This window comes from Desulfacinum hydrothermale DSM 13146 (genome assembly GCF_900176285.1).
Lineage (GTDB): Bacteria > Desulfobacterota > Syntrophobacteria > Syntrophobacterales > DSM-9756 > Desulfacinum > Desulfacinum hydrothermale.
Map to the genome: position 1 here is coordinate 137,821 of NZ_FWXF01000002.1, position 15,134 is coordinate 152,954.

Here is a 15,134-nt window from a genome sequence, read left to right on the forward strand (position 1 = left end):
GATGGCGGGGACGGCCCAATCCCGGCCGTATGAGCGGAGCCCGTGCCCTGCTGGAAACATCCGAAGCCCCGGGTGTCCGGCCTGTCCAGTCTTCAGGATTGCCGCACAGGAGGCGCACGCATGGAGTGCAAGAAGGAAAAGAATCTGACTTCCTGCAACTGTACCTACGAGCCGTGTTCCAGAAAGGGCATGTGCTGTGAATGCCTCCAGTACCATCTCAAAAGTCGGCAATTGCCGGCTTGCTGCTTCCCGGCGGATGCCGAAAGGACCTACGATCGGTCCTTTGAGCACTTCGCCCGTCTGGTTCAGCAAAAGAAGGTTTAAGCCGACCTGACTCAGTTGGGCTTCCAAAGCCCCGCCTCCTTTTTCACCAGAAGGAGGCCGGGGCTTTTGTGAAAATACATGTGCCGGGAATCCACCCCCAGGCGAAGAAACTGCGCCTCGATGTGGTCGAAAAGAACCGGGCGGTCCGGCCAGGTGAACTTCTTCTCTTCCTCCCGCAACGTTTCCAACAGGGCCTTGGCCTTCGGCCAGCGAAAAAAGATCTCCTCTTTGGCGTCGCTGCAGAAAAAAAGAGCGCAGGAAACGGGGCGCAGCGGGAGAATACACCCCTTGGGCCCCAGGTAGACGCATCGATCGGACCGGAAAGGAGACTCCAGGGCTTTCAAGATGCCGGCTTTGGCCTTTTCATCGGCCAGAAGCCAGGCGATGACCAGATCCGCAAAGAAGGTGATGATACTCTCGAAACTGCAACAGGCACTGCGTCCGCTGACAAAACAGGACTCCGCACACAACCGCGAAAAGTATTCCTCTTGAAAGGCGTCCACCCGGGCCCGGAAATCCAGGTAGGGCTGGATGTCCCGGTGCAGCGCCTCCACCTCTTCTTTGCACATGCGCGCAAGGCCCGCTGCGATGGCCTCCAGGCTGTTCCTCTGTTCCGCGTTGTATTCGCTCACAACTACTTCCACCCCTGACGACCGGAGTTTCCCAAAGACATTGCCAATCCCCCCAACCGGAGCCCCCCGATCCGCCGAGCCCCAAGGCTTTCCCCTGGCTTACGGGACCTCAAACCCCGGAAAGGTCATGAACATACGAATAGAAATCCAGCGGCCGAATGAGAGCGAAAACCCTTGCACCGGCTCCTTCGATGATCTCCCTATCCTCAGTGACGAGCAGAATCTTTCGGTCCTTGCTCCTACGAACCGCCTGCAGGATGTAAAGGTCCGCCGTGGTCCCCCGGGTTTTATCCGTATAGACGATCTCCACTTTTCCCAGCTGATCGCTGTAGTCCCCTTCTCCGTCGAAGACCAGCACGATCTTTCGAAAATGGTTTTGCTTGGTTTGCACCGCCTCAATGAAGTCACTACGCAGATCGGCCAGATCCGTCCCCCGGTTTTCTTCCGAAGACAACAGGCGAAGAAGAATGTTGTAGCCGTCCACATAGACCGTATAGCGGCGGCTCTCCCCGCTGGCAACGAACTGTTCCAGGTTTTTCCAGTCTGAACGCCCGTCCTTTGGCACCGCCTCTTTCATGAACCGCCCGTAGAGCGCTTCCAGGATCTGGCGCCGCTTGTGGTTCACCTCTTCCAAAAGGAGGTCCAGATCGGGCAAGACGCCGGTTTCTTCCAGATCCCGCAAGGCCCGTTCCAGCCGCTTCAGTGCTCCCAAGCTCCGAGGGTTCGGCTCCAGAAGCCGAAGGCGGCTCAGGAGCCCTTCCCGGTTCAGGTCGGCGGGCAACCCCTTCAAGGCCTTCTCCACACCCGGCAGGCCGAGCACCCGCTGGCGTTCTTGGAGCAAGGCCTTCTTGAGGCGACGGACCTCGGGGTGCACCATGAGGGACTGGGCAAAGATGCGTTCGATTTCCTGCAGGTGCAGTTCGATTTTGAGGAGCTTTTGCCGGACTTCCCCAATGAGGCCGTAGCGCTCATCGGCCTGCCTTTGGCAAGCGAAGGCCCTGTCCGCCCAGACGAAGAGCTGGTCCAAGCGTCGGGAAGTCTTTTCCAGTTCCTTCCAATCCGGATCTCCGAGCGCCTGGTAGCGACTGTACCAGCGCTTTTTCTCCTCGGCGATCCCGCGCTCCAGCGCCTCCTGAAAGGACTTCTCCCATTCCTGGAGTCGGTGTTTCAAGCCGGCATTTTCACCGAGCAGCCGTTCCTTTTCAGAGATCAGAACGGCTCTTTCCTTCTTGAGCTTCTCGATTCTGGCTTCCAGTCGCTTTCGCTTCTCCACCTCCCGAGCGTGGGCCCCTTTGCGGGGCGGGCCCTTTGCGCTGCCCAGGTCGCCGACTGGCCGATCCGAGCCGGGACCTGGCCCCACGAAACCGAGGGAAGAAAAGAGGACGGCGGACTCCGGGACTTCCTCCACCGCCTTTTGGAGCACACTTCGGATCGGGATGAACAATTCCCCCAGCCGCTCGTCCATGCCACGTGTCCAGAAGTCTTCCCGGCCCAGCAGCTCGGCCAGATCCTCCAGCGCGTCTTCCAGAAAATAGAGTGAGAGGACCAATCTTTCCGGCCCGATAAGATCCTTGAGATCCATCAGGTTGTCCCGAAGGAAGTTGCGGTCCAGCATGTCCAGCAAAGCAAGGATCTCCAGGTTGTCGTCCGCCCAGACGTCCGCCGCCGATTGGAAGAAGGCGAGATCGCCTTTGAAAGTCTCCACGAGCCGCCGCGAGGCGGGCGGGCGGGTTATCTGGGCTCCGATTTTTTCGTCCCCGGAAGGAAGCCCCCGGAAGACGGCCTGTCGCGCTTGGGGAAACCGTCGAAAGAGTTGAACCCAGCGGCTGCTTTTCATATCCTGAACGAGAAAAAGAAAGAAAGAGTCGGGAAGCCGCGGGTAGATGGATTTATGGAAAATGGATGGGGACACCGGTACCGTCCTTGTCGCTCGCTGATGCCATGGACCCTCAGACCCCTTTGCCCGAAAGGAGAAACGGGATGGACCAGGTCTTTGTGGTGCTTGTTACGGTGGGGAGCCAGGAAGAAGGGATGCACATCGCCCGTGCCCTCGTGGAAGAAAGGCTGGCCGCCTGCGTCAACATGATCCCCACGGTGCGCTCCATCTACAGCTGGCAGGGCCAGGTGTGCGACGATCCGGAAGTATTGCTCGTCATCAAGACCCGGCAAGCCGTCTTTGCCCAGCTGGAGGCCCGGATCAAGGAGCTTCACAGCTACGAGGTGGCGGAAATCATCGCCCTTCCCGTCACCGCCGGCTCGGAGGACTACCTCCAGTGGGTCCTTGAGTGCACATCACATGGGGCGGCGTAGCTTGTCCCGGCGAATGGAGACCGACCGGGCGTGGGCGTCCAGCCTTTCCAGGCCTGCCAGGCGCACCACGGCATCGGCGTCCCGCTCGAAGGCCTCTTTGCTGTAGCTGATCACGGATGTGCGCTTCAAGAAGGTGTCCACCCCCAAGGCCGAGGCAAACCGGGCCGTACCGGACGTGGGCAGCACGTGATTGGGCCCCGCGTAGTAGTCGCCCACGGCTTCCGGGCTGTACGGTCCCAGAAAGACCGCCCCGGCGTGTTTCACACGGGGAAGGAGTTCCCAGGGTTTGGCCACCATTAGCTCCAGATGCTCCGGGGCCAACAGGTTGGCCACATGCACGGCTTCTTCCAGACTCACGGTCTTGATGATCGCCCCGTAGCGGGAAAGGGCCTGACGCGCCGTCTCGCGGCGCGGCAGGGTCTCCAGCTGATGTGCCAGGGCCTTCTGGAGATGTTCCACCAACGCTCCATGGTGGGTGATGCACACAGCGCTGGCAAGTGGATCATGTTCCGCCTGGCTGAGCAGGTCCGCCGCCACAAAGTCCGGATCCGCCCCTTCGTCGGCCACCACCACCACTTCGCTGGGCCCGGCCAGAGAATCGATGCCCACGCGCCCGTAGACCATTCGCTTGGCCGTGGCCACATAGATATTGCCAGGCCCCACGATCACATGCACCGGCTTGACCCGGGCCGTCCCGTAGGCCAGAGCGGCGATGGCCCACGCGCTGCCCATTCGATGGATTCGGGTCACACCGGCCTCCCGTGCGGCCACCAGCAGGTAGGGATTGACCGACCCATCCCGCCCCGGGGGCGTGGCCATGGCGATATCCCGAACGCCGGCGATGGCCGCGGGAACGGCCGTCATGAGCACGGTGGACACCAGAGGCGTTTCCCCGCCCTTGCCCCCGGGCACGTACACCCCGGCCGACGCCACTGGCCGGCTCATTTGGCCGAGAAAGACACCTCCGTCGGAGGGCTCGAACCAGGACCTTTGAATCTGGCGCTGGTGAAAGGCGGCAATGTTATCCCGGGCCCGGCGGATATCCCCCAGCAGCACCGGGTCCACCGCCTCGTAGGCCTTATCGATCTCCTCGGCCGGCACATCCAGAAGATCTTCCGTGAATTGGGGAGCATCGAAGCGCCGGGTAAAATCCACCAGGGCACTGTCCCCCTCTTCCCGTACCCGGGCCAAGATCTCTTGCACCTGCCGTTCCACCTGGGGATCCGCATCCACCTGGCGACCTGTGACTTTGAGAAAGAACTCCTTGGCTTCCTGCGAAGGGTACATCACAACGGGCAGCATCTTCACTCCTCCACGGCGACCACAAAGGCATCTGCAAATCCACGACGCCTCAGGTCCCCGGCCATGGCATCGGCCGCATCCAATTTCCTGTAGATCCCCACCTGCACTCGATAGAAGGTCTCTCCGCCCAGGTTCACCTGCCGGATAAAGATATGCCTTCCCAGGGGCAAGAGCCGCCGCCGAACGTTCAAGGCGTTGGCCCGCTCGCGAAAGGATCCCACCTGGATCACGAAGTGTCCTTCCCGATAGGAACGCCGGGGCTCCAACCGCCACGACGTGACACCGGCCACCTGGACGGGTGAGGCCACTCGGACCGCCTCCACCAGAACGGGAGCCACCCCTTCTTTTTGGAGGCCGAGACGCCGGGCGGCTTCATAGGACAGGTCGATGATCCGACCTCGTACGAAGGGACCGCGATCGTTGATGCGCACCACCACAGACCGGCCGGTCTTGAGGTGGGTCACCTTCACATGGGTGTTCATGGGCAGGGTCTTGTGAGCCGCCGTCATGGCGTGCATGTCGTAGCGCTCCCCGTTGGCCGTCCGCCGCCCATGCCAGTCCGCACCGTACCAGCTGGCCAGGCCCTTTTCCCGGTACCCCTCGGCGTTGGGGATGGGATAGTACCACACCCCGTTGATTTGGTAGGGCTTCTGGGTGCCGATGGGAGGCGGCGCCCCGGGGACTGGCGGAGCAGGCGGCGGGGCCTTATGACTGCAGGCAAGGCTCAAGCAACAGAGCACAAGCACACATGCCCAGCCCATGAGACGGTTCGGCCGCTTGGGCTTGATTCCAGGCCACTTCATGCTATTGCGCCCAGGAACTTCCGTTCTTTTCCATCTCTTCCATCTTGGCCAGGTCTTCGAAACGGATGTCGATGCCCAGGATCCCCACGATCTCTTCCAGATCGTTTCGAATGGGCGCCGACACCGTGATGCACAAGGCCCCCGTGTAGCGGGACGTGTAGAAGTCGGTCACATGGACCTTTCCGTTCTTCATGGGCTCGATGAACCACGGCCGATCGGAAAGGTCTTCGCCCACATGGGCCTGGTCGTACTTGGCCCGATCCACGATGTGTGTGATGTTGCGCGTGATCTTGCGCCCTTCGGCATCGGTCACGTACACGTACTGGATGAAGGGGTTGAGTTCCAGCAGGGTCTGGAGCACGGGCTCCTGGATCTCCGGATCCATGCTCTTGATGGCCGCACTTTCGACCACCTCCGCCACCAGGTGCGCCGCCAGAGACCGGGCCCTGTCCTTGAGCTTGTCGAATTCGCTCACGAAGTATTCGGGCAGATAACGCCGTGCCCAGTGTTCCAATTCCTCGTTGGAAATGGAGGTGTTGCGGCCCTTGGCGTATTCTTCCATGATCCGTTTGTGGATCTTGACGATGCCTGGATGGCGTTTGTCCAAGCGCTGTTCGCCCTTGAGGCGTAGTCGGTTGTTGACCCAGTAGGCCACGCTGGCCACGCCGGACTTGTCCGTGATGATGATGCTCACCGGACGGCGCAGCAGCAACCGGGTGTCAAAGATATTGTAGATCTCCTCGTCCTTCACGAGTCCGTCGGCATGGATACCGGCGCGTGTGGCATTGAAATCCTCGCCCACGAAGGGATAGTTGGGCGGAATGCGGTATCCCAGTTCCCGGGCGAAGTACTCGGCCGCATCGGTGATGGCCGTGGTGTCCACGCCGTCCTTGTTTCCCTTCAGGCTGATGTATTCCATGATGAGGCCTTCGATGGGCGCGTTGCCCGTGCGCTCCCCAAAGCCCAGCAGGGTTCCGTTGGCTCCACTGCAGCCGTAAAGCCACGCCGTGGCGGCATTCACCAGCACCTTGTGGAAGTCGTTGTGCCCATGCCATTCCAGTAGGTGGCCCGGCACGCCCGCTTCGTCGATGAAGGCCCGCACCAGCTTGGGAACACTTCTCGGCAGGGCGGCTCCCGGATAGGTGACCCCGAAACCCATGGTGTCGCAGAGGCGGATCTTGACGTCGATACCGCTTTCTTCGCGCAGCTTCATCAGCTCCAGGGCGAAAGGAATACAAAACCCGTAGATGTCCGCCCGGGTGACGTCCTCGAAGTGGCATCGGGGCCGGATCCCCTTTTCCAGAGCGGCCTTCACGATGGCGAGATACTTTTCCAGGGCCTCCTTGCGGCTGATTTTGAGTTTGAGGAAGATGTGATAGTCGGAAACGGAGGTGAGGATGCCCGTTTCCTTGAGCCCCGCGTCCACGACCAATTGCAGATCAGAGGCCACAGCCCGCACCCATCCGGTGATCTCCGGATAGGTGTACCCTTTGGACAGACAGGCGTCCAGGGCCTTGCGATCCTTGTCGGTGTAGAGGAAGAATTCCGACTGGCGGATGACCCCGTTGGGTCCGGAAAGGCGATGCAGGTAGTCGAAGATGGTCTCGATCTGCTCGACCGTATAGGGAGGCCGCGCCTGCTGGCCGTCCCGGAAGGTGGTGTCCGTGATGAAGATATCTTCCGCCGGATCGATGGGAAGCAGCTTGTGATCGAAGTCGATCCGCGGCACCTCCACATAGGGGAAGATGTCCCGCATGAGATTGGGCTCTTCCACATCCACCAGCCGGTGACGCCAGAAGTGGGAATGTTCGTGGTCCAACACGCCTTTTTTGGGATTCCAACGGGCCATGGGATCACCTCCCCTCTGTTTCCACCCGGATGCATAGCTCCAGAAGCTGTTGAATGTCCGCTTCCGACGGCGCCCCGCTCATGAGGCACGTGCCCTTCTGAGTCTTGGGAAAGGCAATCACGTCCCGGATCGACGAGGCCCCGCTCATGATCATCATGAGGCGGTCAAAGCCGAAGGCAATGCCGCCGTGGGGGGGCGCCCCATATTGGAGAGCATCCAAAAGAAAGCCGAATTTTTCTTCCGCCTCCTGGGGACCGATGCCCAAAGCATTGAACATCTTGTTCTGGATGTCCCGGCGGTGGATGCGGATGCTGCCCCCGCCGATCTCCGTGCCGTTGAGCACCAGATCGTAGGCTCGACTTCGCACCTTCTCGGGCGCCTCATCCAAAAGCGGCAGGTCTTCTTCCAGGGGCGCCGTGAAGGGATGGTGGACGGCCACATAGCGCTTTTCGTCCGGATCCCATTCCAGCAACGGGAAATGGGTCACCCAGCAGAATTGGAAGGTGTGGCTGTCCACCAGATTCATCTGGCGGGCCAGCCGGTTGCGAAGATTGCCCAGGGATTCGTGCACCACCCGTGGCTGATCCGCCACAAAAAAGAGGATATCCCCCGGGGCCGCCCCCGTGGCCTCAGCCATGGCACGGCGCACCTCTTCGGACAAGAACTTGGTGATGGGAGACTGCCACCCCTCCGGCTGCACCTTGATCCAGGCCATTCCCTTGGCCCCGAAGCCCTGCACGTATTCGATGAGCTCATCCAAGTCTTTCCTGGAAAGGCGGCTGCCACCCGGCAGGCAAATGGATTTGACCAGGCCCCCGTTTTCCAACGCCTGGCGGAAGACCCGGAAGTCGCAGTCTTTGACGATTTCCGTCAGGTCCACCAGTTCCAGACCGAAGCGGGTGTCGGGCCGATCTGTGCCGTAGCGACTCATGGCTTCGGCATAGCTCATGCGTGGAAACGGCGTGGGCAAATCCACCCCCAGCAGTTCTCTGAAGAGTCGGACGATCCAGCCTTCGATGAGCGTGAACACGTCCTGCTCGCCGACGAAGCTCATCTCCAGGTCCAACTGGGTGAATTCCGGCTGGCGGTCCGCCCGCAGATCTTCGTCCCGAAAGCACTTGACGATCTGCATGTAGCGTTCGAAACCGGCCACCATGAGAAGCTGCTTGAAGATCTGGGGAGATTGGGGAAGGGCATAGAACTTCCCGGGATTCACGCGGCTGGGCACCAGATAGTCCCGGGCCCCCTCGGGGGTGCTTTTGGTCAGCACCGGGGTCTCCACTTCCACAAAGGCGTGTTCCGCAAAGTAATTTCGAGTGAGAAAAGCCGCCCGGTGGCGCAAGAGCAGGTTCCGTTGCATGAGGGGCCGGCGCAGGTCCAGATACCGGTACTTGAGCCGGATGCTTTCGCTGGCCTCCGTGTCGTCTTCTATGTGGAACGGCGGCGTTTTGGCCACGTTCAGGATTCTCAGTTCGTGGACCAGAACCTCGATCTCGCCCGTCTTCAGCTTGGGATTGGTCATCCCCTCGGGTCGGCGGCGCACCGTGCCGCGTACGGCGATCACAAACTCGCTCCGCAGCGCATGGGCCCGTTCGTGGGAAAGCGCATCGGCCTGCGGGTCGAAAACCACCTGTGTGATGCCCTCGCGATCTCTCAAATCGACGAAAATCAACCCCCCGTGATCCCGACGCCTCTGGACCCATCCCATGACAATCACGTCACGGCCCACGTGGTCGAGGCCCAGGGTGTTGCAGTCGTGGGTCTTTTTCCAGTCTCCAAGGGTGTCCAATACCACCGACGGTGTGTCCAATTGCCTTGCTTCCTCTCTCACCTGGAACTCCTATGTTTCATACGGAAAGTCGTCGCATCTAGTGGTCATGCCCGCGCACGTACCGGGTAAGGGCTGCCAGCGCATCGTCGAGGGGGATCTCCACCTGTTCCTTGGTGGCCATGTTGCGAACGGGCGCCTTCCCCCGGTCCAGTTCCTCGTCGCCCAGGATGAGCACGTGGGAGACGCCCAGTTTGTCGGCTCGCCGCATCTGGCTTTTCAGGCTACCCCCGCCGTAGGTGAACTCGGTCCGGATCCCGCTGTTGCGCAACCGCTGAACCAGGCCAAACCCTTCCCGAGCCGCCCGGTCGCCGATGACGGCCACAAAGAGTTCCGGAGCACGGCCGGCTCGGCTCTGGCCTTGTTGCAACAAGAGGATGAGGCGTTCCATGCCGATGGCAAAGCCGATGCCCGGAAGATCCGGCCCGCCCAGGTCCTTCATAAGCCCGTCATAGCGCCCTCCGCCCCCCACGGCGTTCTGGGCGCCAAGCCGGTCCGTGACCACCTCGAAAGTGGTGCGCATGTAGTAGTCCAGACCGCGAACCATGTGGGGATCCAGTTGGAAAGGGGTGCCCAAATCCCTCAAGCAGGCCTGGACCTTTTGAAAGTGGTCCCGGCAGTCCGGGCACAGGTAGTCCACGAGCTCCGGAGCACCGTCCAGGGCCTTGCGGCATCTTTCCACCTTGCAGTCGAAGACCCGAAGGGGATTCACATGCCGTCTTCGGTCGCAATCGGGGCAGAGTTCCTCCGCGCGGTCCCCCAAAAAGGCCGTGAGAGCCTGGCGGAAGGCGGGCCGACACTCGCGGCAGCCCAGGGAATTGATGTGGAGTCCCACGCCTTGGACGCCGAGCTTTTCCAAAAAGCAGCACAACATGTACATCACTTCCGCATCCAGCATGGGATCCTGGATGCCGAAGACTTCGGCGTCGATTTGATGGAATTGGCGGTAACGGCCCTTTTGCGGCCTTTCATGGCGGAACATGGGCCCGATGCAATAGAATTTTTGCAGCAGCGGATCCGCCCGCAGGTTGTGCTGGATGTAGGCGCGCACAACGGATGCCGTGGCCTCCGGACGGAGGGTGAGCCAATGGCCCTTGCGATCGGGAAAGGAATACATCTCCTTTTCCACGATATCCGTGCTTTCCCCGATGCTTCGGGCGAACAGTTCCAGCTTTTCCACCAGAGGCGTGCGGATTTCCTTGTATCCGAAGGTCTCCAACACCTCCCGCGCCGTGGTCTCCACCGTCTGCCACCAGTGAACCTCGGCCGGCAAAATATCGTTCATGCCCTTGATGGCTTGGATGCGTTCCATGAACTCTTCCTTGATTCCACCTCGTTGGAAGCCCAAAGGCCCCAAAACGTCCTGAACGGACTCGTATTTTACCTTAGCCCCGCATTGGAGCGGCGTGCATGGCACGCCGCATCAGCCCCAGACGGACTCCACCGGGCAAAGCCGCAGTCAGCCTTTACCAACCCGCCGTGGGACGCACCGACCGGTCAAAGAATGGCCTCCCGGCCGGAGTGCATGTTTCGACCGAACCCGAAACCGGATCCTCCACCCAGAGGATCTCAAGCATCCGCGCGGCCGGATCCCATGGAGGAACACGAATCATAAACGCTTTCTAGTAGAAAAGGCCCCTTCCCTTGTCAAGGAAAAGATCCCGCGCCCTTACACCGCCTGCCCGATCAAAGCACGCTCCAGACGGCAAAAAGATCCCCACATTACGTCAAAGTCTTGACTATTGCTGAGATTTCCTTAAACTCCTTCTATAGGTGGTAGGAAAGAATGCGAGACACCCATTAGCAGAGGTGGCCAGAGAACAGCCCATGAGCCCAAGCCATCCCCCCACAACCGTTTTGGTCGTTGACGACAGCCCTGAAACCTTACAAGTCCTGGTTGAAGGGATCCAGGAGGAGGGCTACCAGGTGGAGGTGGCCGCCAGCGGCAAGGAAGCCATCCAGAAAGCCAAGGATCATTCCTTCGACATCGTGTTGACCGATCTGGTGATGCCGGGCATGGACGGGCTGGACGTCTTGGCCCATTTCACTCAGGCTCATCCCGAAACGATCGTGATCATGCTCACCGGGTACGCCACTGTGGAAACGGCCGTGGAGGCCATGAAGCGGGGTGCGTTCGACTACCTGACCAAGCCCGCCAAGTTGGACGAAATACTTCTGGTTTTGGAACGGGCGAAAGAGTTCATCTCCCTGAGGTCCGAAAACGTTCTGCTCAAGTCCCAGCTCCAAGAGCGCTACCGCTTCGACAAGATCATCGGCCAAAGCCCGGCCATGCAGGCCATCTACCGGGTCATCGAAAGGGTGGCGCGAACGGACACCACGGTGCTGATCACCGGGGAGAGCGGTACGGGCAAGGAGCTGATCGCCAACGCCGTCCACTACAACAGTCAGCGGCGGGAAAGGCCTCTGGTTCCCATCAATTGCGGGGCCATACCGGAGGAACTGCTGGAAAGCGAGCTGTTCGGGCATGAAAAGGGAGCCTTCACGGGGGCTTTGAAGGATCGGAAAGGCCGGTTTGAGCTGGCGCACCAGGGTACGGTCTTTTTGGACGAGATCGGGGACATGAGTCCCAAGCTCCAGGTGAAGCTCCTGCGTTTCCTCCAGGAACGCACCTTCGAACGGGTGGGAGGATCGCGCACCATCGAGGTGGATGTGCGCATCATTGCGGCCACCAACAAGGATCTGGAAAAGGAGGTGGAAACGGGAAACTTCCGAGAAGACCTCTACTTCCGCCTGAATGTCATCCCGATCCATGTGCCGCCCCTCCGGGAAAGAGAAGGAGACATTCCCCTTTTGGTTCACTACTTCCTACGGCAGCACTGCCTCAAGAAGGGCCTGCCTGCCAAAAAGATCGCCAAAGAGGCCTTGGACTACCTGGAACGCTACGAGTGGCCGGGAAACGTGCGCGAACTGGAAAACATGATCGAGCGCATGGTCATTTTGAGCGAATCGGATACCATCGGCGTCTCCGATCTGCCCCCGCGGATTCGCAAACGCATCCCCAGTCCCGCACCCGATCGGATCGAAATCGGGGAGGAAGGAATCGACTTGAAACAGATCCTCGAGGATCTGGAAAACAAGCTGATCCTCGAGGCCCTCAGAAAAACAGGGGGGGTCAAGAATCAGGCCGCCAAGCTGCTGGGCCTCAACCGAACCACCCTCATTGAAAAGCTCAAGAAGAAAAAGCTGGAAGTGCCCGCCTGAACCCTCCACGGAACCCGCCCATCCCATCGCCCCCCTTTCCAAGGCCTTGTCAATGAATTGACTGGAGGGGATCGGCTCCATCCCCGCCAAGGGAAATCCCGTCATGCCAGGACGGATAGGGCCGGAAAGCCGCGGTGCGCTCATGGCCCGGGGCTTCCGCCTTGCGGCAGGTGACCTTCTACGCCCGGTTCACCACGGGGCGGTGCGGCCATGGGATCGCAACCCGGAAGGCTCTTCTGCCGGCCCCGGCGATTCCAATCCTTTTCGGACGATCTCGGAAGACGCCTGTGTGGACTCGAGCCCATTTTCTCCCGGGGCAAGCCCTCCGGCCGTCTCCATCCTGGTATATCCCTTGCTAAATCTCTGGGGCGCATTGGAATCCCTGTGCCCATGAGGACCCCTATGGAAGGGGAACGGATGGTGGTGATGCGTCCTTGTCTCATACTGGTATGGTTTTCCCTTTTCCTGGCGGTTCCCGTGAGCCAGGCCAGGACCCTGGTCCATGACGTTCGGCTGGGACTCCACCCTGGCTACACGCGTCTTGTGCTGGACTGTGAAGGGGAAAGGCCGGCAAAGACCTATAAGGAGGGCCAAAGATCCTGGATCATCTCATTTCGGGATCTGCAGGTGGGACCGTCTAAGGGTACGTGGGCCAGGGCAAAGAAGGGCGTTGTGGAAAGGATCCAGCTGGACGCCCCCAAGATCCGCGTCCAACTGGCGGAATCCGTCTGGAAAGCGCGAACCTTCACCTTGCCCGCAACGACCAAAAGCAACCGGGGCTATCGGCTGGTTCTGGATTTCTTTACTGAAAAGTCCAGGCCCCTTTCCCAGCCCCAGGTCTCGCCCCGTTCTCGAAAGCCCAACCCCCTGAAGACTCCAAAACCCCGGGGTCAGGAGAAAGCCGCGAAGCAAGAAAAGTCGCCGTCTGAGACGGGCCAAGGCCCAAATCCCCGCCGCCTCCCATCCGAACCCGGCAGCGCCTTGGCCGCAGAAACCGCGCTCCCGTCCCCATCTCCCACCTTGCCGAAAGGGCAAGGGCGCAAAAAGGAAGAGTCCGCTCCCCAGCATTCCAGAAAGGTTTCCAAGCCCGTGCTGGCAAAATCCCTTTACGGAGCGGCCCATGAGGCCTTTGAAAGGCTTCGACAGAACGGATTCCAATCCCCGCAGGAACTGGAACAGGTCGTTTCCCTTTACCAACGTGCCCTCAAAACGGAACCAAACGACCCGCAAAAGCCTGTGGCCCTCTACCGACTGGGACTATGTTACCTGAAGGCGGGAAATACGAAAAAGGCCCAGCTCGCTCTTCAGGCATTGGTGGGCACCTTCGAATCCCACCCCCTTGCACGCCAAGCCTGGATTCGCCTCGGGGAGCTGGCACAAAAGGAAGGCAACCACGTGCAGGCACTGGCGGCTTTCGACCACGCCATGGAAGGTCGCCTGAGCCAACAAGAAGCCACAAGGCTCCAGTATTTGCGGGGGATCAGCCTGTTGGAAGCCGGAGATCCGCAGGGTGCTCGGACTGCCTTTGAACAGGTCCGGGCAAAGGATCCGGGCTTTGAGGTCCGATTTCCGGAAATCTATCGATACCTGGGAGAGGCCGCCTTTGCCTTGAAGGATTTCCAGCAAAGCCGCCGGTGGCTTTACCAGTACCTGAACGTGTCCCCGTCCATCGACAACAGGGACCTGGTGCTCGCCCGGATCGCTGAAACCTATTTGCACGAAGGGAATCGGGAGATGGCGGACAAGTTGTTCGCCTACATCGAAGCCCACTACCCCGGTTCCGAAGGGGATCTGGTGGGACGCATCCGCAAGGCGGAATACTTGGAGGGGCAAGGCCCCGATCTGTTTCATGAAGCCCAGCGGATTTACCGGGAAATGGCGGAACAGCCGCTTCCGGAACCATTGCAGCATCTTGTGCAATTCAAGCTGGCCTACGGGGAATGGAAGGAAGGCCGATACCGGGAAAGCCTCAGCCGAATCGATGCCATCCTTCAAAAGTCCACTGCGACCACCCCGTTTGACGAGTTCCAGCAGCTTCGCCAAAAGGTCGTTCTGGACTGGGCGAAAGAACGGCACCGTCAAAAGAATTACAGGGGCGTGATCGAACTTTACGAGACCGACCCCCTCCTGTTCCACGAGTCGGCTGACATCCAGACGCTGGCTCTGGTTGCCGAAAGCTTTGAGAAACTGAAATTCTTTCCCAACGCCTTGGAGCTCTACGAATCCGTTTTGCAAAAGGACCCGCAAGACCTTTGGCGCCTGCGCCTGGCGCGCTGCGCCTTCGAGACGGGGCAACTGGACAAGGCGGTGCAGGCATGCCGGGCCATCACCGATGCGTCCTACGCGCGCCAAAAGGAAGAGATTTTGGGTCGAACATGCGCCGCGCGCCAAGACTGGCAAGGCGTGCTGGAACATATCGGGCGGATTGTGGAAAAGGCCGACAGCGTGGAGCCTGCGCTTCTCAGCCTTTACGCCGAAGCCTGGTATCGGACAGGCCGGCATGACAAAGCACTCAAGTGGGCCCAAACCGCCCTGAAAGCCCTGGACCAGGATCGAGGGGATCTTTTTGTGTCCCTGAGTATCCTGGCCAGTCGATGTCACCTGAAATTGGGTCAAACGGACAAGGCCTTGGCACTGCTCCAAAAGGCCGTCCCCCAGGTGGATTCCGATGACCTGAAAAACCAGCTGACCTATGAAATCGGCATGCTCTATTTGGAAACGGGGAAGATGGAACGTGCGGAAAAGACCTTTTCAGAGCTTCTCGCATCGCCCAAGGAGCTGTGGAAAACGGCGGCGAAACAGCAATTGGACTATTTGAAGATCAAGAAAGCCAATTCGGAACTCTTCTGAATTCTTTTTTTCCG

The 15,134-nt window shown here is 60.0% G+C and carries 11 protein-coding genes; 4 read left to right on the forward strand and 7 right to left on the reverse strand.

Going from position 1 to position 15,134, the window contains the following annotated elements:
• Window positions 1-120: 120 nt before the first annotated feature.
• On the forward strand, window positions 121-324 hold the full coding sequence (locus B9A12_RS03060; RefSeq protein WP_084056169.1) for a DUF6485 family protein: 204 nt from the start codon (window positions 121-123) through the stop codon (window positions 322-324).
• Window positions 325-335: 11 nt separating this feature from the next.
• On the opposite strand, the gene B9A12_RS03065 is transcribed toward B9A12_RS03060, so the two are convergent.
• The gene (locus B9A12_RS03065; protein ID WP_084056171.1) at window positions 336-956 is read right to left on the reverse strand and encodes a hypothetical protein; all 621 of its coding nucleotides are present in this window, start codon (window positions 954-956) and stop codon (window positions 336-338) included.
• A gap of 109 nt (window positions 957-1,065) precedes the next feature.
• Window positions 1,066-2,868 (reverse strand): NYN domain-containing protein, encoded by a 1,803-nt coding sequence (locus B9A12_RS03070; RefSeq protein ID WP_084056173.1) that lies wholly within the window; start codon window positions 2,866-2,868, stop codon window positions 1,066-1,068.
• A 68-nt stretch (window positions 2,869-2,936) separates the two neighbouring features.
• Between B9A12_RS03070 and cutA the strand changes: the two genes are divergently transcribed.
• Window positions 2,937-3,266, forward strand: a complete 330-nt coding sequence (gene cutA / locus B9A12_RS03075) for a divalent-cation tolerance protein CutA (RefSeq protein WP_084056175.1) — start codon at window positions 2,937-2,939, stop codon at window positions 3,264-3,266.
• Here the strand turns inward: cutA and hisD are convergent.
• The 5 genes from hisD to hisS are packed head-to-tail and all read right to left on the reverse strand — an operon-like array spanning window position 3,249 to window position 10,360.
• Window positions 3,249-4,568 carry a histidinol dehydrogenase gene (hisD, locus tag B9A12_RS03080; RefSeq protein ID WP_084056177.1) on the reverse strand — a complete coding sequence of 440 codons (1,320 nt, stop codon included), beginning with the start codon at window positions 4,566-4,568 and terminating at the stop codon, window positions 3,249-3,251. The genes cutA and hisD overlap by 18 nt on opposite strands.
• Before the next feature lie 2 nt (window positions 4,569-4,570).
• Entirely contained in the window at window positions 4,571-5,371 is an 801-nt protein-coding gene (locus B9A12_RS03085; protein ID WP_084056179.1) for a septal ring lytic transglycosylase RlpA family protein, read from the reverse strand.
• Window position 5,372: 1 nt separating this feature from the next.
• Window positions 5,373-7,220, reverse strand: a complete 1,848-nt coding sequence (locus tag B9A12_RS03090; RefSeq protein WP_084056181.1) for a triose-phosphate isomerase — start codon at window positions 7,218-7,220, stop codon at window positions 5,373-5,375.
• A 4-nt stretch (window positions 7,221-7,224) separates the two neighbouring features.
• A complete protein-coding gene (aspS, locus tag B9A12_RS03095; RefSeq protein ID WP_245802332.1) occupies window positions 7,225-9,051 on the reverse strand; it encodes an aspartate--tRNA ligase in 1,827 nt (608 codons plus the stop codon).
• Between the two features lie 37 nt (window positions 9,052-9,088).
• On the reverse strand, window positions 9,089-10,360 hold the full coding sequence (gene hisS, locus B9A12_RS03100) for a histidine--tRNA ligase (RefSeq protein WP_084056183.1): 1,272 nt from the start codon (window positions 10,358-10,360) through the stop codon (window positions 9,089-9,091).
• Window positions 10,361-10,875: 515 nt separating this feature from the next.
• On the opposite strand from hisS, the gene B9A12_RS03105 reads away from it, so the two are divergent.
• Entirely contained in the window at window positions 10,876-12,270 is a 1,395-nt protein-coding gene (locus tag B9A12_RS03105; protein ID WP_084056185.1) for a sigma-54-dependent transcriptional regulator, read from the forward strand.
• A gap of 402 nt (window positions 12,271-12,672) precedes the next feature.
• Window positions 12,673-15,120: a tetratricopeptide repeat protein gene (locus B9A12_RS03110; protein WP_139796463.1), complete on the forward strand. Its 2,448-nt coding sequence runs from the start codon at window positions 12,673-12,675 to the stop codon at window positions 15,118-15,120.
• The last annotated feature ends 14 nt before the right edge of the window (window positions 15,121-15,134 follow it).

Bases quoted from the DNA above. Each gene is read 5' to 3' on its own strand.
- B9A12_RS03060 (WP_084056169.1), top strand. From the start codon at position 121: ATGGAGTGCAAGAAGGAAAAGAATCTGACTTCCTGCAACTGTACCTAC.
- cutA (WP_084056175.1), top strand. From the start codon at position 2,937: ATGGACCAGGTCTTTGTGGTGCTTGTTACGGTGGGGAGCCAGGAAGAA.
- hisD (WP_084056177.1), bottom strand. From the start codon at position 4,568: ATGCTGCCCGTTGTGATGTACCCTTCGCAGGAAGCCAAGGAGTTCTTT.
- B9A12_RS03085 (WP_084056179.1), bottom strand. From the start codon at position 5,371: ATGAAGTGGCCTGGAATCAAGCCCAAGCGGCCGAACCGTCTCATGGGC.
- B9A12_RS03090 (WP_084056181.1), bottom strand. From the start codon at position 7,220: ATGGCCCGTTGGAATCCCAAAAAAGGCGTGTTGGACCACGAACATTCC.
- hisS (WP_084056183.1), bottom strand. From the start codon at position 10,360: ATGGAACGCATCCAAGCCATCAAGGGCATGAACGATATTTTGCCGGCC.
- B9A12_RS03105 (WP_084056185.1), top strand. From the start codon at position 10,876: ATGAGCCCAAGCCATCCCCCCACAACCGTTTTGGTCGTTGACGACAGC.
- B9A12_RS03110 (WP_139796463.1), top strand. From the start codon at position 12,673: ATGGAAGGGGAACGGATGGTGGTGATGCGTCCTTGTCTCATACTGGTA.